Source organism: Alkalibaculum sporogenes (assembly GCF_009362815.1).
Lineage (GTDB): Bacteria > Bacillota > Clostridia > Eubacteriales > Alkalibacteraceae > Alkalibaculum_A > Alkalibaculum_A sporogenes.
Map to the genome: position 1 here is coordinate 1 of NZ_WHNX01000020.1, position 21,878 is coordinate 21,878.

The following is a 21,878-nucleotide window of genomic DNA, read 5'->3' on the forward strand; positions in this document are numbered from 1 at the left end:
CGCCACAAACGCCCTTGCTTACAGCTTGCCTTCCCATTAGCTAGGTGGCAGGTTTTCTTTCAAACCATCAGCTCGGTATCATGCCTCGCAAACTAGGGGAGAACTGTGTTCTCCCAGTTCTAATTGGTGAGAGTGTTAATAGTGCACGTTAAGCATCACCAATATACGCTACAAGACTCTTCTATATTAGATATATGGTTTAGCAAATAATATAATCGTAGCATATGATTATATTATTTTATTATGTGGTAATTATTAATATGATAATAAGTATATAGAAAAGATAGCTTCAAATAAGCAATTATAGTAACTAGATATTATGTTCGTAATGTGCAACCATGTGCATTTATTAGAGTTATCTTTGTTCATGTAAGAGCCATCCCACATTTAGTGAGATAGCTCAACACACATATGTTAATTATCTACTATTACTTGTCTTTTAATCCATAAGTTTTCACATAGAAACATTACCATCAATAAGTATTTCATAAGAATCATAAACTATTCGATAAAAATTATATCCGCAAGAGTATCTTCACCTATTTTTTCGTGCCAGCCAGTTGGTGCGAAATGTGAGCAAAATATAGTTGAACACTCTTTAAACAACTCATATTCATTCCTTTTAATTTGTAGCAATAGCTAATATTTCTTCTGAATTTGACACCATATAAGTCGCATTGTACTTACTCAGTTTCTCATAAGACGTAAACCCCCAAAGTACTCCAATACTATCCATCCTTGCATTTTTAGCTGTAAGTATATCTGTCTTAGAATCACCAACATACAATATTTCTTGTGGTAAAAGTTGCATAAGTTCAGCAATTTCTAGTGCAGCTGCTGGATCAGGCTTTTTAGGAACACTCTCACGTTCTCCAAAAATCTCGACAAATGGAATTCTTTTAAAAAATTTAGTAATCAATTGTTTGGCATACTCTGTTCTTTTATTAGAATTTACACCTATTTTAAAATCTCTATTATTTAAATTATCTAGTAGCCTATCGATGCCACTATAAGGTGTAGTTTTATTCATATATTTCGTGCCATATATCTCCATAAACAGTTGTAATCCATCATTGATAATTTTTTCTTGGGTTCCCTTTGGAAAACTATTTTCTATTAGATCTCTAAAACCTCTCCCAATTTTCATTTTATAAGAATCAGTGCAATGTTTTGGGTATCCATATGACGAAATTACCTCATTTACACTATCAGATAAGTCATCAATGGTATTCAGTAACGTTCCATCTAAGTCAAAAATTATACCTTTATACTTACTCACTTTGCATACATCCTTTTATTGCAGAAGCCATGGTTTGTAAAATAATACAGCAAGAAGTGGCACCTGCATCTAAAAAGCCAATAGATCGTTCTTGTAATCTCGCTGCACGGCCTATTTTGGCCATCATGTTTTTTGTGTTTGCTTTACCTTCTTCTGCGCCACGTGACAATTCATCTAAAGATTTTGAAAACGAATTACCTGATTCTATAGCACTAGCAAAGGTTTGTATGGCTGGTACCATTGTATCAATTAGCGTTTTATCTCCAGGTTTCGCTCCAGCTAAATCTATAAGAGCCATTAAACCGTTATTAAGAGCAGTTAAAACATTAGTATCCTGAATTTTTTCTACATCTTTTAATGATTTCCAAATTTCATTAAATATCGTTCCATAGATAGGTCCCATAGATCCGCCAATATCCATTAAAAGCGTACGTCCTAATATTTTTATAGCATCACTAAAAGATAAATCATTACCTACAATCCGTTCTTTTGCCAGTGAAAACCCTTTATCCATATTGACTCCATGGTCACCGTCTCCAGTAGCACCATCTATTTCACTTAAGTATTGAGATTTTTCGTGTATTGCTTGTATTATTTGAAGAACAATGTCAGAATTTCTCGCGTTTACAATATACTCCATAGTATTATTCTCCTATCTGAATTAATCCCACTGATTCTACTTCCATTCGAATGCATTCCTTGAGTTCATCATCTAATTTCATTATTGTCAATGTTATACCATTCATCTCTAATGAAGTAAAATAGTTTCCTACATAGGCTTTAAATATTTTTATATTGTCTGCGTTCAGCAAATTTTCTATTTCATTAAATAATATATATTGCTCCATTAAAGGTGTTGCCCCTAGCCCAGATATTAAAACTACAACTTCATCCTCACTTTGAAAAGGGAGATCGTTTATAATTAAATTATACATCTCTTTTGCTATTTCTTTTGCAGATGCTAATTTATCAATCCGTATACCTGGTTCTCCATGATGACCAATTCCAAATTCCATGGTTCCTTCTTTAATACTGAAATTTGGTTTACCATTTGCAGGTATAGTACAAGGTCCTAGTCCAACCCCTACACTTCTTGTATTATCAATTGCTTTCTGTGCAGCATCAATTACTTCGTCTAAGCTTGCACCTGTAGCAGCTTTTGCGCCACCAACTTTCCACATCAGAATTTCGCCGGCTACACCACGACGTTTTTCACTATCCTCTTTTTTTGCAGAAGCTACATCATCATTAGCAACTACTGTTTTAACAGTAATATTATCATCTTTTGCCATCATTGAAGCCATCTTAACATTCATGTTATCTCCTGCATAATTTCCGTATAGGCAGGCGACGCCCATGCCCTGTTCAACTTCAACAATTGCATCATAAAACGAATTAGCTGTAGGTGAGGAAAATATCTCTCCAACAGCAACTGCATCTACCATATTCTTACCTGCATATCCAATAAACGCAGGCTTATGTCCGGACCCACCGCCCGTAACAATTCCTACTTTCTTTTGATTCTTTGCTGCATTAGAAATAATAACTCTAGGGTTTTTTAAATGCACATGTATGATATCCTTATGTACCATGACAAATCCTTTTAACATATCTTCTACAACTAAAGAAGGGTCATTAATTATTCTTTGCAAAGAGATTACACCTTTCTCTATAATAAGCTTTTTTTCACATCATACTGTCTTTTTAATAAAGAAGTGAGGGCGTTGTAAGCGGCAACCTACTTCAGTATTTTAAAATTCAGTTATAACTGTGTAATAGCAAACACAGCTTTTATTGGATAATTGTTAAAATTAACTAATTGATACTTTATTCCAGCAGGGATAAAGAAACTATCCTCTATCTCTAATTGAAAGGATTCTTCCATATCTACTAAATTTATAGTAATCGGTCCCTCAATACAATAGATTGCACCATCCCCATTATGGGTATCTGGTTCAGAACAACGTGGTCCATAACCACCAGCTGGTAAAACGAATTCACCATAATGTCCATAATCGTTACTAGTAATAAATCGCATTAACATTGGATGTTCTGTTCCATGTACATTATTCAATTTGTTACAATCGTGAACAGCATATACAGCCTGTGGAGCCTTTCTTGCTTCTTTACCATCTACAGGCCAAGCTCCAATATCATCAGTACAACCCTGTCTTGCAAAATCTTTTATTACAGTGCGCATATCAGGTAAATTTTCATTATTCGGTCCTTTATAAAATTTTGTATCAGCATCTGTAGGAATCACAGCAGGAGGAATATTTTCACCCCATGCTTTAGGTGTAATGAAGTATAATACACGTACCTTTTGATCAGAGAAGTTATGTGCTTTATGCCAAGCTTCTTCAGGCATATATAAACCATCTCCAGTTTCTAAATATGCAAATTGTCCATTTCCACTTCTTTGAACAATTGGTCCTTGTAATATGTAGTAAGATTCGTCACCAGGATGAATATCAAGAGGATCAAAAGATCCTCCTGGTCCTAATTCATAAATTCCAAGCATGAATGTATCTGTTGATACAATTGTAAATGTATTATCACTTGTAAATGCATTGTTTGGTGGGTATAACGCTGTAGAATAATCCTGCTTACGTATTAACATGGGTCTTTTTTCCTCTGGGTTAAAAGGAAATTTCGTTATGATTTCAGATAATTTTGCCATTTAATTTGTCCCCTTCATTCATAAATTTAGTATTTTATTTTCCGTTTTTAAATACATTTAAAACATCTTTCGCATATTCTTTCATAAAACGATATGCATCCTCTACTAATTCATGATAAGGTATCTTCCCATCTGTCTCCTGAATTTTTTTACCAACATGCTTGGTTGTTGCTTTTGCCATATATGAGTAATAGTTTATTTTAGAACATCCTGCGTCAATAGCTTTTCTTACTTGGTTTGTATCAACACCAGACCCACCATGCATAACTACTCGACAATCCTTTGGCATCCCCGCACGTATAGCCTTAACTCTGTCAATATCTAAAAGCGGTTCTTCTGCATAGATACCATGCATAGTGCCAAAACAAACCGCCAAAGCATCTACTCCTGTTTCTTTAGCAAATTGCGCTGCCTGTTGAGGATGTGTAAAAGACTTCTTAATATCTTCTCTTGTCAGAATCATTCCTTCATGTGAATCTTCTTCATTTGATGACATAACTCCTAACTCTGCTTCAACAGTAATATCTAAATCATGAGCAATTTTGGTAAATTCTTTTAAATTCTTTACATTTTCTTCGAAAGGGAGTGAACTGCAATCATACATTATAGAAGAGAAACCAACTCGTATAGCTTTCATAACAAAATTATAGTCACTGCCATGATCTAAATGAACGCATACTGGTACTTTTGCTTTTTTTGCATATTCTATCATGATAGGGCCTATGTCTTCAATTGGTATCAAGCTATTATGAACCTGTGCATGATCAATGATTATTGGAACATTTAATTCCTCTGCAGCTCCTATCACCGCACGAATTGTTTCTACGTTTGGAGTATTAATACAACCGATAGCATATTGATTTTCTTCTGCATGTTTTAGTATGTCTTTCATATTTACTAGCATTTATCTTCTCCTTTTAAACCTCTATAGTTTCTGAAATTTTTTTTAAATTAGCTAAACCTTTTACAGCAAGTTCTTCTCCTGTATCAGCAAACTTTCTCCAAATCGCACAATTTGCATTTAATACTTCAAAACTTGGATCAAACGATTCAATTACAAGGGGACCCTCATAGCCAACCTCTTTTACTGCTTGAAAAAATTCAATCCATGGTACCAATCCAGTACCAGGTATTCCTCGATTATTTTCACATACGTGTATATAGCCTAAATATTCTTTACCACAGGTAAGCACTGCCTCTCTAAAGGACGTTTCTTCACGAATCATATGGAAGCAGTCTAAGTGAACTGCCATATTTTTTATTCCTACAGCCATGCAGTAATTTATACCAACTTCAGCTGTATTAATAAAATGGGTTTCAAAACGGTTTACGGGTTCCACGCAAATTTTCAAATCTGGATGCTTCTGTAATGCATAGGCTGCGACCTCCCTCATAGATGTCACAGAATTTTCCCACTCTTTTTGTGTAGGAGGCTTCCCACTTAAACAACCCCAACCTGCATAATTAACGCCTCCAAGAATATTGGAGCCTAATTCCAAACAGATATCTACCAATTTTTTTAATGATCTAATACCATTCCCACGAATTTCTTGGTCATCACTTAACAAATTAGATTTTTCCCCTAAAGTTGTTGTGATCACAACCTCTAAACCACTCTCTTTTAACGCTTCCTTTACTTGGTCTGTAGGAAAGTTTTCAGGGTGTGCAACGGCAAAATCAATCGCTTCAAACCCAAGTTCTTTTGACTTCTGAATTATCCATAGATCTTTAATAGTAAATATTTCTGTCCATATAAATGTATCAACTCCAAATTTCATATGCGTCATCCTTTCTACGCTTATTGACCGTGTTTCATATAAAGTATTCAATCTATTTTCTTGTCTTGTTTGAACTATACCTCAATCTATATTCCTAAACCGTAATGATATTTTTAACTTCTAAGCCTCGATTTCAATTTCATTCTCTACAACTTTAGGTTTTAATAATATAAGCATTCCTGCAGTTATTAAACTTGCTATTGCCAATACTCCCAGCCAAACTATAGGTTTATTTGCCAACAAGATTACGAATACGCCTCCATGAGGTGCTTGTAATGTTAAATTTGCAGCATATGATAAAGCTGCTCCGATAGCAGACCCCACCATTAAAGAAGGTATTACTCTAAATGGATCTGAAACAGCATATGGTATAGCAAATTCAGTAATCATTGCCAATCCTCCAACTATGCAGTTACCGACACCTTTTCTTTCAAGAGTAGTGAATTTATTTTTTGATATTAACATTGCTATTGCAATCCCCATTGGCGGACTCATAGAAGCAATAAAATTTGCCGACATAGGTGCCCAATCATTTCCACTTGTCGCCATTCCTATTGCAACAAAATATGCTGCTTTGTTTAAAGGTCCTCCCATATCAATGGCTAACATTGCACCTTGTATTAATCCAAATATGATTAAACTTCCCCCACTTAGATTCGTAAGCACACTCGTCATCGTTGTATTTAACCAGGTCACTGGAACACCTATAATATAAGTCATAATTACACCAATAAATATAGTTCCAAATAATGGAATAATTAATACTGGCATTAATGATTGAAGAACAGATGGGATTTTCACTTTTTTAATCGATAAAACGATATATCCTGCAAGTATTCCACCGATCATTCCACCTATAAAACCAGATCCTTGACTTTCCGCAATCATACCTGCAATTATTCCAGGCGCTATCCCGGGTCGATCTGCAAGGGAAAATGCGATATAACCAGCCATTATTGGTACCATTAATGAAAAAGCAATTTTACCCCAACTAAATAGTGAAGCAGCAAAAGATGTATCTTCATAAACATAGATACCACCAAATGCAAATCCGAGTGCAATCAGAATCCCACCGGGAACAACGAATGCGAGCATATAAGATACACCAGTCAATAAAGCTTGTTTAATATCACGTCCAAAAATTTTTAAATTATCCATTTTGAAACCCCCTTATTAAATTAAATAATATTTGTTATTATAAAACCTAGTTGGTGATGAACTTTACCAAATATAAAAAGATATGAGTAATTCCTAAAATATATAAAATTTTTATAAGTTTGTTAGTATTTCTTTAGCTTTTTCATAAACGATTTCAGGACGCTTTATGACTTCATGCGGAGGTATATGTATGATCTTACTATTGACACTATTAAATCTTTCTTCTTTTGAAATCCTTACATCATTAGCAAACACAATCAAGTCTGCATCTTCTATGTCTTTAACTGTTAAGAAATTTTCAATACCCATTGCTCCTTGGATTTCTACTTTAATTTGATCTCCGTTTTTTTGGGCTATTTTTTTAAGTGCTTCCGCTGACATGTAAGAATGAGCAATTCCCGTTGCGCAAGATGTTATCGCAATAATTTTCAATATATTCATCTTCCTTTCAATTCCGATTAATCAACTATAGACTCATATGTTTTAACTGCACGAATAACATCTTCATAACTTAATGAACTATATAATTCATTAATAAATTCGTCATGCATAAGAAGTTTTGCCAACATTGATAAAACTTTTAAATAATCATTGGGATCTGTCTCTTTGGGAATCGCTAGCACAAAAATAAGTTTTACTTGACCAACTTCACCCTGGGATTCATATGCAAAACCTTCCATACAACGACAAAATGCGATTCCAGGATTATTAACAGTCATACTCTTTCCATGAGGTAGTGCTATGAAATTTCCCATATAGGTTGATCCTAGTTCTTCTCGTTCATAAAGAGATTCAACAAATATTTCTTGAGATTGAATTTTTCCTGATTTATACAAGAGAGAAGCTAAATGTCTAAACAACTCATCTTTATCTTTAAAACTTTCAGATTCTAAATTAACACTATCTTGTGTCATTACATCAGATATTCTAAGATTCATGTAAAATATCACCCCCCTATGCTAATATGAAATAATAAGAATTTTGCTCTACTCTAAATATAATCATAAATGCTAGTAATACTTCTACCTCCCTCCCTCTTAGTATATTTGGTATTATTATTAATTCGAATGCAATCGATTGAATTCGATAGTTAAACTATACTCTTTTATTGTCAAACTGTCAATAAATATTTCGTTTTACTGCTAATTAACAACTATTTCCCTCAAATCAATATTAAACAACATAATTAAACAACAAAAGAGCAATAACTCCAATAAGATGTAGTTATTGCTCTTTTGTCTCCATATAATCTATTAATTGCTATTTTTTTATTATTCTAAAATAGCTACTTTAACCTTAGGTCCAAAAGAACTTATTTGCTCAATAATCTCTTTTGGAGTTCCATCATCTGTTATTATACAGTCCACCTTACTCAAAGGAGCGACAGGCAATAAACAAACTCTATCAAATTTAGAATGATCAGCAACTATAAAGGTTTCCGTTCCTGCCTCTAACATTTTTTGTTTTATTGTAGCAACAGTCGATATATTAGCATCTGCAACAGTAATACCACTTTTTATAGATATTCCATCTATTCCAATTATTACTTTTTGCGGATTAAAATATGACACAAAATCATTTGCGAATTCTCCAACGGAAATTCCATTTCGGCTATAGATTAAACCTCCTGCTAAATATACAGTAGCATCTTTTATTGACTCTAATTGCTCAAGCATACGATATGAATTCGTAATTATAGTTAATCCCTGTTTGTTTTGTAAATGCTTTGCAACATATTGAGTCGTACTGCCTCCATCAATCATAATTGTATCTCCATCATTAATAAAAGATGCAGCTAGCTTTCCAATAGCGTCTTTTTCTTTTTGATTTCTTTTTATTCTTTCGGTAATTGCTACATTACTAGTTACTGGCTCTTCATCACTTTCCTTATCACTATTCTTTTTCTCCGTAATATTATTATTATCTAATAGAATTGCCCCTCCATGGGTACGTATAATTAATCCACGTGATGCTAATTCTGATAAATCCATGCGTGCAGTTGATTTGCTAACATTAAATTCTTCAGATATATAATTTACATTAATTTTACCTACATCACATATTTTTTTAAATATTAATTTAAGCCTTTCTTCTGGATAATATGATTTGCTCATTTCTTTACTCCAATTCGTTGTATTTTTTTAGACTTTTACTACTGATAATCATGTTTAATCAATGATTTAGTACCTTTCTTAATTATTATACCTTAATATTCTGATGTTTGTTAATTTATTTCGTTGTTTTTATACTTTTGTTGCTACTTAAGTGTTCACCTTGATTGAAGTTAATAGAATATCGAAATAAATATCTACATAAATTGGTACCTTGACATTAAAAACAACACCAATCTTTAGTGTAAAAAATTGTAATTCTTACGGGCGATCCGACTACTGGCAAGACACATGGAATTAAAATGTATGCTCATAGTTGTTTTTTAGTAAATGACCTATAATTTATCTCATATGTAAATTGTAACATATTTTTTATACACCCTATACCTGACTTCTTTTTTCCGAATTGTCTTAATATGTACACAATTTTCGTTATTAAATTTCCATACATTCACTTACTTCTTTAAAATTGTAATTTAAATTTGTACTTTTAGGCGATGATTGTATTTCACAGTTTTCATTACAAAAAGTATCATTTTTGAACATCTGAAGCCTGAATTTCAACCTCATAACCTTTTACCCAAAAAACAATGATTCCTAATCTATTAATCGCATAATCTACCATTTCAACGAACTCTATATGATTTTTTTCATAAGGAAGTGCGATACCAACAATGTGATTCTTGAAACATCTTAATGAGATACATATAAGCATCTCTTAAGATACTTATGCTTTCAAGTCCTGCATTACTGCTTGTAAGTCTAATTCTGTCACTTTGTTTCCTATTTTCATTTTTCTATATGACCATTTTATCATAAACTGCGATTGTATAAACTAGTTTGTAAGAACTATGTAATGGAGTCGGGAGAACGCAGTTCTCCCCTACGGCGTCGTCGTGGTGGTGGGTATGGTATTATGGCGATTATGTATATATACTGAAAAAGAGGCGAACGAAGTTCGCCTCTAGGGATAATCGGATTTATGTGAGTAAGTCTATAAGCCGAGATATCATGCCACTATATATAGTATTTATATTCCGCATTCTACAAGGGTTTCAACATCATATGGAAATTGTGGTCTGCAAAAATGGGATATAACCTAACTTATGTACCTAATTATAGGAGGAATGATGAATGAAATTTGAAAACTATTTTGAAGAATTCTTACTCTATCTTGAGTCAGAGAAAAATGTATCACACCACAGCCTAAGAAGTTATAAAACTGACTTCACAATCTTTAACAAATTTTTAAAGGACAAGAGTATAAAACCTGATATTTGTTCCATCACCGTACAACAATTACGCCACTATATCATATTCTTAAATAAAGTAAAACATTATAAAAACGAAACAATTCGAAGAAAAATACACTCATTAACACTTTTATAATTTCCTTTTCTCACAAGAGTATATCATCAAAAATCCCGCTTATGCACTACATGCACCGAAATCTGAAGAAAGACTTCCAATTTACATGTCCGTACAAGAGATTAAAGCCTTGATAGAAGCGCCTATGAAAAGTAATGCAGAACATGCTTTGAGGGACAAATGTATCCTTGAATTTTATGCAATGACAGGGGTTCGAAGAGCTGAACTCCAATCTTTAAATTGGGATAATATTGATTTTGGAGAGAATATAGTCACTATATTTGGCAAAGGTAAAAAGGAACGAAGAATACCTATTGGCGAGCCTCTTGTATCTGATCTTTGGGCCCTTCTACAAACTCGCCTCCCCTTAACCAACCAGGCTGTTCTAATTTCTGAAAAGGGAAATAGATTAAGTATCACCCCCATCAATCAACTATTCCATAAGTATTTGAAATTTTGTCATCTTGAAGGAAAAGGATATACCTTGCACAAGTTTCGACATAGCTATGCGACGCTACTTCTTAAAAACGGAGTTGATATCATGAGCATTCAGAAGTTACTAGGTCATTCTGATTTGAATAGTACAAAAATTTATACTCATATCAACGTAGATAAATTGAAACAAGACGTGAAAAAACTTCCGTTATTTATATAAATAATTTATCGTATTACTAATATATATAGTATGAATTTATCCAAATATAAAATTATTAAATGTGTTATATATTCATAAATAAATAAGTCTGTATCGATTTAAAATAAATACAGGCTTATCTAATTGTTAATAAGATACTTCTGAATTAAACCCACGCTTGAAAGATTTTTACTCCCTCTGCTGCATTCGTAGTCAAAGCATCTGCTCAATATGTTAGGAAACTTCTTTTGTTACAGGATTACCGCCGATGATAATTTTTAAATCGTCTCTTAGTTCTACTTCTTTTATCAATCTACTTTATCTTTCATTGATTCTAAAGCGAGCGTTAATACTCCCCTCATTCCTACGATATTTGGTTCAATTCTTTTACTTTTTCAACAAATGTTTTACTGGTTGATTGATACCTAAATCGATTACTTCAAATCCTGCAGCTTCGCTCATGCTTTTAAATATATTCTTACTAATACCATGTAAATCTCCATGGATTGACCCAAGTACTATAGTGCCCACTTTTGAAGATGCACCATTACCAATAACAGGCTTAAGTATATAAATAGAATCTGTTAATAACTCTCCTGCAAATATCAAGTCACCTACAAAATATTCACCTTTTTCAAATAGATCTCCTACTACAACCATTCCATCTTGACAAGCTGCAACTGCTTTTTGACCCTCATCTTCTGAAGGATTAGTGGCTACAAAGTCATTTAATAACTCTATTACCTTATCTTCATCTAATTCTCCAACTGCTTGCGATAACAATTTAAAATCTAACATAAAACCATCACTTTCTTATTACATACTATCGTATGTTTAATTTATTTTATAAATCATATATTCAGACTGATTACACTGTCATTGGAACAAATGCACTATTTTATCAGAATACCTGGTCTATTTTCCGGAAAGGTTGCACTTTTCAAGTGGAATATGCCTTCTTCTGTACTGAGATTTTCTGTGCATATAAGTCTCTACTAACTTTTTGTTCTGGAGTCATCTGATATTAAGGGGCTACCCATCAGTTTCAGTAAGTACTTGTGGCTTATACAATATTATCAAGTATTTTTAACTTTATTGAGTTCTTCCACAAGAATAGGAAGGATTTTGAATAAATCACCACAAATTCCATAGTCTGCTATATCAAAAATTGCTGCATTTGGATTTTTATTGATTGCAATGATTATATCAGATTTAGATATTCCAGCTTGGTGTTGTATAGCTCCTGATATTCCGCAAGCAATGTATATTTTTGGTGCAACTGTCTTTCCTGTTTGTCCTACCTGATAGTTTGAATCGATCCATCCCGCATCAACTGCTGCTCTTGAAGCTCCGAATATGCCACCTAATTCTTTTGCAGCATTTTTTATTATATTAAAGTTGTCAGCAGATCCAACACCCCGACCGCCCGATACAATTATTTCTGCATCTTGTATATCAATTATTTTTCCTTGTTTTATAGTTTCTAAAACTTCTGTTCTAACATTTATATCTGAGATACTCATATGGACTCTAACTAATACTCCTTTTTTTGAACTATCAGGATCATTTTTTTTGAAAACACCAGGCCTTATAGTGGCCATTTGTGGTCGATGCTCTGGACATAGAATGGTAGCCATTATATTCCCACCAAATGCAGGCCTTGTTTGCAAAAGCAATTTTGTATCCTCGTCAATACCAAGTTCAATACAATCTGCTGTTAAACCTGTAACCACTCTACCTGCAATTCTAGGACCTAGATCACGTCCGATATTTGTAGCACCTATTAATACTATTTCTGGTTTATATTCGTTTATTATCTTCTCCATTGCATAACAATAAGGTTCAGTTCTATAATTTTCAAAACCAACGCCTTCCACCAAATAAACTTTATCAGCTCCATATTTAAATAGGTCTTCAACTTTTCCAAAAATATCAGTTCCGATTAATATAGCTGAAAGTTCTTCTCCGAGTTTGTCAGCGAGTAATCGTCCTTCTCCTAATAACTCGAAAGATATATTCTGTATGACACCCTGTCTTTGTTCAGCAAATACCATTACTCCAGAATATTGACTTAGATTATCGCAGTTTTCATGTTTCTCTACTTGTTCTTTATAGATTGCTTGGACAGGGCAATCACCAATACATAGGCCACATTGAGTACACGTGCCATGATTTATAACAGCAATTGACTCTACCATTTCTATTGAATCAAAAGAACAATTACTTCTACAAATAGAACAACCAATACACTTATCTTTTTCAATTATTACAGCCATTGTTTTGCCTCCTATTTCACTATATTATTATATAAGTTATTCAACAAATTGAGTACTTTCTCTTTATCTGTATTTCCTTCAATCATTTTTCCAGGTGCTTTAATAGGTGGAGTAAAAGTTCTTAATACCTGAGTTGGTGACCCTTTTAACCCCAATTTTTCAGACTCCAATTTAATCATTATCTCATCCCACACATCAATACTCATATTATCAAAAACATCAATTATTCTTCCAATATTAGGATATCTAGGATTATTAGATTCTTTAATTATAGTAAATACAGCCGGTAAGGTTACTTCAATAACTTCATATCCATCCTCAAGTGCTCTCTCAACTACTGCTTTTTCTTTATTTATGCTTCTTATTTTAGAGACATACGTTATTTGAGGTAAATCCAGATGCTCAGCAATTTCAGGTCCTACTTGCGCTGTATCTCCATCAATAGCCTGTCTGCCACAAAATATAAGATCATAATTTCCTATTTTCTTAATCCCACCTGATAAAGCAAGCGATGTTGCCCAAGTATCCGAACCTGCAAAAGATCTTGAGGACAATAATATTCCTTTATCGGCACCCATTGCAAGACCCTCTCTCAATGCATATTCCGCTTGTGGAGGTCCCATTGTAAGTACTGTAACCTCTGCACCCTGCTTATCTTTTATTTTTAATGCTTCTTCAATAGCAGCTTTGTCGTCAGGATTGATAATACTTGGTACTCCTTCTCTAATGAGTGTATTAGTTTTTGGATCAATCTTAACTTCATTTGTATCTGGCACTTGTTTAATACAAACAATTATTTTCATCTTTTTATATCCCCTTCTACTTTAGAATTGAACTCGAAATTACAGTTCTTTGAATTTCAGAGGTTCCTTCATATATTTCTGTAATTCTGGCATCTCTCATTAATCTTTCAACTTTATAATCTTTTATATATCCGTAACCTCCATGGAGCTGTATTGCTTTGTTAGTTACTCTAGAAGCCATTTCAGAACAATATAACTTTGCCATAGACGAACTTATTCCAAATGATTTCCCATTATCTTTAAGCCATGCACTTTTATAAACAAGATTTCGACCATTTTCAACTTCAGTTGCCATGTCAGCAATCATAAACTGAATGATCTGTTGTTTTGATAAAGGTTTTTTAAACTGAATTCTTTCCTTTACGTATTTAATCGATTCCTCAAGAGCCGCTTCAGCAATTCCCAGTGCTTGTGCTGCTACGACGATTCTACCAGCATCTAAAGTCATCATTGCCATCTTAAAACCTTGTCCTTCTTTTCCGATAAGATTTTCCTTAGGTACCTTAATATCTTGAAAAATTAGTTCAGTGGTACTTGAGCCTCTTATCCCCATCTTATTTTCCGGAGGGCCAAAAGAAAATCCTTCCCAACCTTTTTCAATGATAAATGCGCTAATACCTCTTAATCCTTTGCTTGTATCTGTCATTGCCGTTATTACGTATGTATCTGCATGAGCTCCATTTGTTATGAATATTTTGCTGCCATTCAATAAATAGTGATCCCCATTTAACACAGCAGTAGTCTGCTGATTAGAAGCATCAGATCCTGCATTCGGTTCAGTTAAACCGAATGCACCTAGTTTCTCTCCTTTTGCTAATGGCACAAGGTACTTTTGTTTTTGTTCTTTATTGCCTGAATTATAAATCATTGATGCACATAAAGAAGTATGTGCTACTAAAATAACACTAGTTGTAGCACACGACTTAGAGATTTCTTCAATTGCGATTGCAAATCCTGTATATCCAGCACCAGCCCCTCCATACTCTTTCGGTATAGAAATACCCATCAATCCTAACTTTCCCATTTTTTCAATAGTTTCTAAAGGAAATCTTTCAGTTTCATCTATTTCTGCCGCAATTGTCTCAACTTCATTATCTGCGAATTTTCTACATACTTCTTTAATCATTTGATGTTTTGGATCCAAATTGAAGTCCATTATAAGATACCTCCCATTTTTTGTTTTATTATCTATATAAAAATAAATTGAGTCTTTCGTGGTTAGACTCAATTTATACTCAGAAAAATACAAAATCACAAAACTATTTTAATTATTTGCTATAATCATAAAATCCTTTTCCTGTTTTTCTTCCATAGTGACCAGCTCTAACTAGTTTCTTTAGCAATGGTGCAGGTCTATATTTGCTGTCATTTGTTTCATTATATAGTGTCTCCTGTACTTTTAATAAAGTCTCTAGCCCAATCAAATCAGCTAATTCTAATGGACCAATCGGATGATTTGCCCCAAGCTTCATGCACTTGTCTATATCTTGCGCAGTAGCTACGCCTTCTGCCAAAACAAATACTGCTTCGTTAATCATTGGCACCAATATTCTATTAACTGCAAATAACGGAGCATCTTCAACTGTTATTTGCTCCTTGCCAATCTTATCAGCTAATTCAAGCGCAAATTTATAGGTTTCTTCAGATGTATCATATCCTTTAATAATTTCTACCAATTTCATCACTGGAACTGGATTAAAAAAATGCATCCCTATAAACTTATCCGATCTATTAGTAGCAGAGGCTATCTCTGTTATACTTAAACTTGAAGTATTTGTGATAAATATTGTGTTTTCATTACATACTTTATCTAATTCTTTATAAAATTCTTTTTTTACATTTATATCCTCAAAAATTGCTTCGATAACTACATCAACTTTAGATAGTTCATTAATATCAGAAGAAGAATTTAACTTTTGTGCAATATCCTCTACTTCCTGTTTTGTCTTTCTTCCTTTTTCAACATCTCTAGTGAGATTCTTCATTATCACACTCATACCTCTTTTAACTGCTGTTTCACTTGTATCAACCAATATCACATTAAATCCTGATTGTGCAGCAACTTGTGCAATCCCACTACCCATCAGTCCGCTTCCTACTACTCCAATAACTATATTATTCATATTACGTCCTCCTTATTTTAGTTTCCTTTAAATTCTGGTGCTCTTTTTTCAAAGAATGCTACGGCGCCTTCATTTTTATCATTCGTCTCACATAAATCTCCAAAATTGTTAGCTTCAAGTAACAAACCCTCACAAACATTAAGTTCTAAACCTTTATTGATCGTAACCTTAGCCTTTGCTACGCCTAAAGGACCCTTTTTAGAAATAACTTCAGCTAATTTTAATGCTTCCTTCAAAACATGTTCATGTTCAACAATTTTCTCAACTAATCCTATTCTGTAAGCTTCTTGTGCATCTATCGCTTCTCCAGAAAATATCATTTTTTTTGCATATCCTACCGTAATAAGTCGTGGTAATCGCTGTGTACCACCTAATCCAGGTATAATCCCTAATGATACTTCAGGCACTCCAAATTTAGCTTTTACTGAAGCTATCCTTATATCACAAGCCAATGCAAGTTCAAGACCACCTCCTAATGCGTGTCCATTTAATGCACAGATGACAGGACAATACAAATCACTTATTTCTTGAAATAGCATTTGCTGTTTTCTAACAAATGGAATACCCAACTCTCTATTAAGATTTGGAAATTGTGATATATCCGCTCCAGCTACAAAAGCTTTTTCACCTGCACCTGTTATGATGACAGCTCTTAAACCTTCTTTCATTTTTAGTTCTTTTACTACTTTATCTAGTTCATCAATTAGAACTTTGTCTAAAGCATTTACAGGTGGGTTATTTAATGTAACAATTGCAATTTCATTCTCAAATAATAAATCCACTTTATTCTCACTCATTCTATTCACTCCACTCATTTTATATTTTCAATTACTGCTGCCATAGCAGGACCACCACCAGCACATAGAGAAGCTACACCATATTTGTTATCTCTTCGTTTCAATTCATTTATCATAGAAATTACCAACCTTAAGCTGGTACAGCCAACAGGATGACCTAGGGCTATTCCAGATCCATTCGCATTTGTATTCTCCATACTTAAATTTAATTCTTTTTTAACAGCTAAAAATTGTACTGCGAACGCTTCATTTATTTCGAAATAGTCAATGTCACTCATATGTAGTCCTGCTAACTCTATAGATTTTGGGATAGCATAAACGGGACCTACTCCCATAATCTCTGGTGGAACCCCAACTGATGCTGTAGATATCACTTTAGCTAATATATTCACACCTAATTCTTTAGCTTTCCTCTCTGACATTAAGACAACTGCACAAGCTCCATCATTAATTCCTGAGGCATTTCCTGAAGTTACCGTGCCATCTTTTTTAAAGACAGGTCTTAGACCTGCGAGACTCTCAATTGTTGTATCAGCATTTGGTCTCTCGTCTGTATCAATCATTATGGTACCTCTTTTAGTCTTAATCTCAATTGGTACAATTTCCTCTTTAAATTTTCCATCTTTTATTGCTGCGACTGCTCTCATATTACTTAACAATGCAAGTTCATCTTGTTCTTCTCTTGTAATTGAATAACTTGAAGCTAAAGTTTCTGCACCCACACCCTGATGAACATTAGTAAAGGCGCATGTTAATGCATCATACAAAAGCCCATCATTTACTACTGAATCACCCATTCTAAAGCCCTCTCTTCCCTTTGATAAAAGATAAGGAACATTTGACATGCTTTCAATTCCTGTAACTACACAGATTTCCTTAATTCCCAACTTTATCTGATGAGTAGCAATTTCTAACGCTCTCATAGACGATGCACATTGCTGCTCAACCGTAACAGCTGGTGATTCTACAGGAATTCCGCATGCGATAGCTATTTGTCTCGCAGGATTGCCCTTTGCCCCAGCTTTATAAACCATTCCAGCTACAACGTCTTCAACCTGCTCAGCCCTTATCCCGGATTTTTTTATTGCTTCGTTAACTGCTATTACACCTAAATCCACTGCTGAAAGACTTTTTAAAGAACCCATAAAATTCCCTATGGGCGTTCTAGCCATCCCAATTATAACTACTTCCTCTACCATTATTTCATCTCCTTTATATTTTACAATTCATATTTCAATGTCAATATATAATATAGCAATTTCTATGCCAATAGTAAGATATACTCTTTTTTTTGCACTATCTCTTAAAAATTAATAGCTTTAGGATTGCTATACTGTTATTTGTTACTGAATAACTGTTCAGAATATTACAGGTCGTGTATACTATCTATACACAACACTACTAATATATAAATAAATATACAAAGATAAGAAATAAGAAATTAAGTCCGTATAATGGTGTAAAAATGCTATCCTTTTGTCATCGTAGACGTCATGTATATCAAAGTCAGAAAAGATGGCTGCGTTCGCTCTAAAGGGGCGTCTCTTCAGTAACTTAAACACCATGGTTTTAGATATGTAGCCTTATTTCATCTGACAACCGTAAAGGTCTTGTGAATGCTATATAGAAACATTTCTAAAAACTATTTGGCATCGTTGTCAAGCACACTTTTCAAGAAATGTGCTTGATAAAACGTATTGAAACATAATCAGAGCTTAAAAAATATTTACGTAGTATTTATCAAGCCAAAAGATATAACTGAAGCATGGAGACTTCTTTCTGGAATACTTAAGGTTTTTGAACACCTTGCAACAAAACGATGGTAACACTTAAGGAAGGCTTTGATGATGTCTTGTCTGTCATGAATCTTCCCTAAAATATCGTTAACGTATACGAACAAGAAACAGTAATGTACGTCTTATTTAAGAAGTATTCCGTCGTGATCGAGTTATAACAATCTATCAAATGACGCTTCTGTCATTAGATTACTGGGGTCAGTCCTCATTGAACAGGATGACAAATGGTTAACGTGGAAGTATCTGGCTGTGGATGAATATTACTAATTTTTCAGTGATCAACAGTTATGTAAGAATCAATCAGCTTGCTTTAGATAAATGTAGGGGGAAATTTACACACTTAAATGGACTTGGCCTGAACAAGATTTAGGATAATAAGTAAATTATCTTATTATAATTTATATTAAGATTGCCTTTTTTATTATGTGTATGGTACTGTATATTTAATATAATTAGTTAATATATCATAAATGAAGGTACAAAAGGGAGCTAAATATGGAAACTATAAATGAAAGAGATATGGCTTTTTCTAGGATAGAATCGAGTGTCCGAATGCAGCCAGTGCATGGAAACCCACAAGGAACTGTTCATGGTGGAGAATTAATTAAATTTATGGAGGATACTGCAGGAATAGCTGCTATGAAGCATGCGGGGGGCAATGTCGTAGCAGCCAGAGTAGACGAATTAGTTTTCCATAAACCAATCAACATTGGTAGTATAGTAACTTTTATAGCGCAAGTTGCGTATGCAGGATCAACTTCTATGCAGGTTATATTAACAGTAGTCGTACATGACCTGAACAATTTTGAGAAATCAGAAACTGCATTAACTGCTTTTTTTACAATGGTTCATTTAGACAATAATGGAAGACCTAAAAAAATACCAACATTAAAATTTAATACAGATATCGAAAGTGAATTATATGCACTCGGTGAAAAGAAATATAATGAAAATAAAAATAAACCCAATACTTATTAAAATTAGGAAACCAATTTTTGCATATGTTGTGGAACCCCCCAAAGAATGGGGACGTTTTATACTCTATTCAAAATTAAGATTAACCAACTCTATACATAAAATAATGATCAACTAACATCTTGATAAAAGCTATTTCCACTAATACCGCTATAATCTTTCTTCAGACCCTATTGTCGCCAAAACTCCCTTGCTTACAGCTTATCTTCCCATTAGCTAGGTAGTAGGTTTTCTTTCAAACCATTGGCTCGGAACATACCTTGTAAACCAAAGTATCCTACATTTAGATGTAGGATACTTTCCATTGACTGGGCGGTACATAAAAATCCTGAATTGCATTTTTGTTCAACTCTTCACCAACACTATTTGTTAAAGAAACTAATTTAATTATCGCAGAAACGGAAAAACGAATAGCTAATATATCCTATCCGTTCATCCCGAAAAGAATTTCCATGGGACAACCTTAAAAGTTCCTAAGTAATTATAAGTATATATTGAAATACCGATTAATCGACAACTGTCGTAATCACAAATATTTAGTATATAAATTAGATATGCGATTCTTGTGTTTCTTTGTTTAGTTCTAATAAATGTTTTTCAAGTAGTACAGGGGGCTTTAGGGTTAAAGCAAGTATTACTGCTATAGCACTTACGCCTGCTGCTACAAAAAATGCTGGAATGAGACTGCCAGTTTTATCAATTATTATACCAATCCCTGTTGCAGCAAGACCTGATGATATTGCAAGTATCCATTGAACTGAACCTTGGATATGTGGATAATTCTTAGTGCCGTAATAAGAAGGAATAATCGTAGCAACACATGGAACTAAAGCACCAACAGACAATCCATAGACTGCAGCAAAAATCCACCCTGTTACAACATTTTTTACAATTAAAATTAATAGACTTCCAATTGTAGAGAAGATACAAACTGCAACTAATGTTGTTTTTGGACCAAGTTTGTCTATTAATCTCCCGGCTAGTAAACTTACTATCATAGCAATAAAATTTATCGCTCCAAGTATTGTAGATGCGGTTACAGCATCCATTCCATTCATTACTAAATGAGTAATTGAAAAGTACATAACTGCAATATATGTAAATACTAATCCTGACCACATAAAAATAACTATCCAAATTTGTGGTGTTTTTAATGCATCTTTAGTCTCCCAATTAACTGGGCTAAAATATTTTGAAGACAACATTATTCGTTTACTGTTTTCTTCTTTCTCCTCGAAACCATTATCAACTTGTAAGTTCAATTGTGATGGAAAATTTCTATACCATAACAACTGTGGTAAAACACTTATAAAAAACAGCATTGCTGCCATTGAATATAAAGCAACTTTCCAACCATAATTTTTCAGAATTAGTGCAATTATTATCGGAAAAACAACTCCACCAAACGCTCCTGCAGCATTAACAATGCCAGTATGTGTACCACGCTTTTTTTCCCACCAATTATTTACAATTGCAAATATTCCTAAATAATCGTTAAAAAGCATCGAAAATGACACGCCTATTCCATATAGTAGTATAAATTGCCAAGGTTTCTCAATGCTTGCTGTTAGAACCAAACATATAGTTGTAACAATTCCACTAAATCCAATTACATATCGGGGTCCATATTTAACAGTTATATAACCAACGAAAGGTAAAGCAAGCCCAAACAAACTTCTTACGCTAAATGCTAAACTTACTTCAGTACCGCTCCATCCAAATGTATTAATAAGTTCATTTATTACATTACCCGCAGAAACTGTTAAAATTCCACTTGAAGCAAAGTAACAAAGTGCGGATAGCAATGTAATCGTATATCCATAAAAGAATTTGCTATTAGAATTATTTTTCATTTTCATCTCACTCCTTTTATTTACATAAGTTCTCATGATCGATTTTTACATTGCTTTAAGTGACTTCTATCCTGACATTAATAAACTGTACTCGTTTTCAATAATTTGCACAAAATTATTTCTAAATATCATGACATTTTATCCCCCTCAAATTATTTACTTATCCGTATATAAGTATATTAGCAATTATAATGCCAATTATTTTATAATAGTCAATAGCTAGACTAATAACGTAATGTCATATGTA

21 protein-coding genes and 1 pseudogene are annotated in these 21,878 nt (G+C 33.5%); 3 read left to right on the top strand and 19 right to left on the bottom strand.

Features of this window, described 5'->3' with window-relative positions; translation table 11 throughout:
- Positions 1–622 precede the first annotated feature (622 nt).
- From GC105_RS12000 to GC105_RS12050, 11 genes are all read right to left on the bottom strand, one after another.
- Positions 623–1,279, bottom strand: a complete 657-nt coding sequence (locus tag GC105_RS12000) for an HAD family hydrolase (RefSeq protein ID WP_343030024.1) — start codon at positions 1,277–1,279, stop codon at positions 623–625.
- Complete coding sequence (gene dhaL, locus GC105_RS12005; protein WP_152805102.1) at positions 1,272–1,919, bottom strand: dihydroxyacetone kinase subunit DhaL; 648 nt, start codon at positions 1,917–1,919, stop codon at positions 1,272–1,274. The genes GC105_RS12000 and dhaL overlap by 8 nt, the downstream gene beginning before the upstream one ends.
- Positions 1,920–1,923: 4 nt before the next feature.
- The gene (locus tag GC105_RS12010) at positions 1,924–2,931 is read right to left on the bottom strand and encodes a dihydroxyacetone kinase subunit DhaK (RefSeq protein WP_152805104.1); all 1,008 of its coding nucleotides are present in this window, start codon (positions 2,929–2,931) and stop codon (positions 1,924–1,926) included.
- Between the two features lie 110 nt (positions 2,932–3,041).
- Positions 3,042–3,959 carry a cupin domain-containing protein gene (locus tag GC105_RS12015; protein WP_152805106.1) on the bottom strand — a complete coding sequence of 306 codons (918 nt, stop codon included), beginning with the start codon at positions 3,957–3,959 and terminating at the stop codon, positions 3,042–3,044.
- 34 nt (positions 3,960–3,993) lie between these two features.
- On the bottom strand, positions 3,994–4,863 hold the full coding sequence (locus tag GC105_RS12020) for a class II fructose-bisphosphate aldolase (protein ID WP_152805107.1): 870 nt from the start codon (positions 4,861–4,863) through the stop codon (positions 3,994–3,996).
- A 13-nt stretch (positions 4,864–4,876) separates the two neighbouring features.
- The gene (locus GC105_RS12025; protein ID WP_152805109.1) at positions 4,877–5,737 is read right to left on the bottom strand and encodes a sugar phosphate isomerase/epimerase family protein; all 861 of its coding nucleotides are present in this window, start codon (positions 5,735–5,737) and stop codon (positions 4,877–4,879) included.
- A 120-nt stretch (positions 5,738–5,857) separates the two neighbouring features.
- Positions 5,858–6,895 (bottom strand): PTS fructose transporter subunit IIC, encoded by a 1,038-nt coding sequence (locus tag GC105_RS12030; protein ID WP_152805111.1) that lies wholly within the window; start codon positions 6,893–6,895, stop codon positions 5,858–5,860.
- 111 nt (positions 6,896–7,006) lie between these two features.
- A complete protein-coding gene (locus GC105_RS12035) occupies positions 7,007–7,336 on the bottom strand; it encodes a PTS fructose transporter subunit IIB (protein WP_281350122.1) in 330 nt (109 codons plus the stop codon).
- A gap of 17 nt (positions 7,337–7,353) precedes the next feature.
- Positions 7,354–7,833 carry a PTS sugar transporter subunit IIA gene (locus GC105_RS12040; protein WP_152805115.1) on the bottom strand — a complete coding sequence of 160 codons (480 nt, stop codon included), beginning with the start codon at positions 7,831–7,833 and terminating at the stop codon, positions 7,354–7,356.
- 333 nt (positions 7,834–8,166) lie between these two features.
- Positions 8,167–9,009, bottom strand: coding sequence for a DeoR/GlpR family DNA-binding transcription regulator (locus GC105_RS12045; protein ID WP_152805117.1), 843 nt, complete (start codon positions 9,007–9,009; stop codon positions 8,167–8,169).
- Positions 9,010–9,538: 529 nt separating this feature from the next.
- Positions 9,539–9,721, bottom strand: a complete 183-nt coding sequence (locus GC105_RS12050; RefSeq protein ID WP_152805119.1) for a hypothetical protein — start codon at positions 9,719–9,721, stop codon at positions 9,539–9,541.
- 419 nt (positions 9,722–10,140) lie between these two features.
- Between GC105_RS12050 and GC105_RS17280 the strand changes: the two genes are divergently transcribed.
- Positions 10,141–10,395 (top strand): site-specific integrase, encoded by a 255-nt coding sequence (locus tag GC105_RS17280; RefSeq protein WP_246169831.1) that lies wholly within the window; start codon positions 10,141–10,143, stop codon positions 10,393–10,395.
- 85 nt (positions 10,396–10,480) lie between these two features.
- Positions 10,481–11,029: a tyrosine-type recombinase/integrase gene (locus tag GC105_RS17285; protein WP_246169832.1), complete on the top strand. Its 549-nt coding sequence runs from the start codon at positions 10,481–10,483 to the stop codon at positions 11,027–11,029.
- Positions 11,030–11,174: 145 nt separating this feature from the next.
- Here GC105_RS17285 and GC105_RS12060 read toward each other — a convergent pair.
- From GC105_RS12060 to GC105_RS12090, 7 genes and pseudogenes are all read right to left on the bottom strand, one after another.
- Positions 11,175–11,806: pseudogene (locus tag GC105_RS12060) on the bottom strand (cobalamin B12-binding domain-containing protein).
- 278 nt (positions 11,807–12,084) lie between these two features.
- Positions 12,085–13,284: an electron transfer flavoprotein subunit alpha gene (locus GC105_RS12065; protein ID WP_152805121.1), complete on the bottom strand. Its 1,200-nt coding sequence runs from the start codon at positions 13,282–13,284 to the stop codon at positions 12,085–12,087.
- Positions 13,285–13,295: 11 nt separating this feature from the next.
- Entirely contained in the window at positions 13,296–14,087 is a 792-nt protein-coding gene (locus GC105_RS12070) for an electron transfer flavoprotein subunit beta/FixA family protein (RefSeq protein ID WP_152805124.1), read from the bottom strand.
- Positions 14,088–14,103: 16 nt separating this feature from the next.
- Positions 14,104–15,243, bottom strand: a complete 1,140-nt coding sequence (locus tag GC105_RS12075) for an acyl-CoA dehydrogenase (protein ID WP_152805126.1) — start codon at positions 15,241–15,243, stop codon at positions 14,104–14,106.
- Positions 15,244–15,355: 112 nt separating this feature from the next.
- The gene (locus tag GC105_RS12080; protein ID WP_343030025.1) at positions 15,356–16,201 is read right to left on the bottom strand and encodes a 3-hydroxybutyryl-CoA dehydrogenase; all 846 of its coding nucleotides are present in this window, start codon (positions 16,199–16,201) and stop codon (positions 15,356–15,358) included.
- A 26-nt stretch (positions 16,202–16,227) separates the two neighbouring features.
- Positions 16,228–17,007: an enoyl-CoA hydratase-related protein gene (locus tag GC105_RS12085; protein ID WP_152805130.1), complete on the bottom strand. Its 780-nt coding sequence runs from the start codon at positions 17,005–17,007 to the stop codon at positions 16,228–16,230.
- Between the two features lie 14 nt (positions 17,008–17,021).
- Entirely contained in the window at positions 17,022–18,206 is a 1,185-nt protein-coding gene (locus GC105_RS12090) for a thiolase family protein (protein WP_152805132.1), read from the bottom strand.
- Between the two features lie 1,092 nt (positions 18,207–19,298).
- On the opposite strand from GC105_RS12090, the gene GC105_RS12095 reads away from it, so the two are divergent.
- Positions 19,299–19,781, top strand: a complete 483-nt coding sequence (locus tag GC105_RS12095) for an acyl-CoA thioesterase (RefSeq protein WP_152805134.1) — start codon at positions 19,299–19,301, stop codon at positions 19,779–19,781.
- A gap of 545 nt (positions 19,782–20,326) precedes the next feature.
- Here the strand turns inward: GC105_RS12095 and GC105_RS12100 are convergent.
- Complete coding sequence (locus GC105_RS12100; RefSeq protein ID WP_193708406.1) at positions 20,327–21,631, bottom strand: MFS transporter; 1,305 nt, start codon at positions 21,629–21,631, stop codon at positions 20,327–20,329.
- Between the last annotated feature and the right edge of the window lie 247 nt (positions 21,632–21,878).

Excerpts from the sequence above, each read along its gene's own strand:
- GC105_RS12050 (WP_152805119.1), bottom strand. The coding sequence starts at position 9,721 with ATGCTTATATGTATCTCATTAAGATGTTTCAAGAATCACATTGTTGGT.
- GC105_RS12070 (WP_152805124.1), bottom strand. The coding sequence starts at position 14,087 with ATGAAAATAATTGTTTGTATTAAACAAGTGCCAGATACAAATGAAGTT.
- GC105_RS12045 (WP_152805117.1), bottom strand. The coding sequence starts at position 9,009 with ATGAGCAAATCATATTATCCAGAAGAAAGGCTTAAATTAATATTTAAA.
- GC105_RS12015 (WP_152805106.1), bottom strand. The coding sequence starts at position 3,959 with ATGGCAAAATTATCTGAAATCATAACGAAATTTCCTTTTAACCCAGAG.
- GC105_RS12035 (WP_281350122.1), bottom strand. The coding sequence starts at position 7,336 with ATGAATATATTGAAAATTATTGCGATAACATCTTGCGCAACGGGAATT.
- GC105_RS12025 (WP_152805109.1), bottom strand. The coding sequence starts at position 5,737 with ATGAAATTTGGAGTTGATACATTTATATGGACAGAAATATTTACTATT.
- GC105_RS12095 (WP_152805134.1), top strand. The coding sequence starts at position 19,299 with ATGGAAACTATAAATGAAAGAGATATGGCTTTTTCTAGGATAGAATCG.
- GC105_RS17280 (WP_246169831.1), top strand. The coding sequence starts at position 10,141 with ATGAAATTTGAAAACTATTTTGAAGAATTCTTACTCTATCTTGAGTCA.
- GC105_RS12020 (WP_152805107.1), bottom strand. The coding sequence starts at position 4,863 with ATGCTAGTAAATATGAAAGACATACTAAAACATGCAGAAGAAAATCAA.
- GC105_RS12100 (WP_193708406.1), bottom strand. The coding sequence starts at position 21,631 with ATGAAAAATAATTCTAATAGCAAATTCTTTTATGGATATACGATTACA.
- GC105_RS12030 (WP_152805111.1), bottom strand. The coding sequence starts at position 6,895 with ATGGATAATTTAAAAATTTTTGGACGTGATATTAAACAAGCTTTATTG.
- GC105_RS12075 (WP_152805126.1), bottom strand. The coding sequence starts at position 15,243 with ATGGACTTCAATTTGGATCCAAAACATCAAATGATTAAAGAAGTATGT.
- GC105_RS12065 (WP_152805121.1), bottom strand. The coding sequence starts at position 13,284 with ATGGCTGTAATAATTGAAAAAGATAAGTGTATTGGTTGTTCTATTTGT.
- GC105_RS12090 (WP_152805132.1), bottom strand. The coding sequence starts at position 18,206 with ATGGTAGAGGAAGTAGTTATAATTGGGATGGCTAGAACGCCCATAGGG.
- GC105_RS12085 (WP_152805130.1), bottom strand. The coding sequence starts at position 17,007 with ATGAGTGAGAATAAAGTGGATTTATTATTTGAGAATGAAATTGCAATT.
- GC105_RS12040 (WP_152805115.1), bottom strand. The coding sequence starts at position 7,833 with ATGAATCTTAGAATATCTGATGTAATGACACAAGATAGTGTTAATTTA.
- GC105_RS17285 (WP_246169832.1), top strand. The coding sequence starts at position 10,481 with ATGTCCGTACAAGAGATTAAAGCCTTGATAGAAGCGCCTATGAAAAGT.
- dhaL (WP_152805102.1), bottom strand. The coding sequence starts at position 1,919 with ATGGAGTATATTGTAAACGCGAGAAATTCTGACATTGTTCTTCAAATA.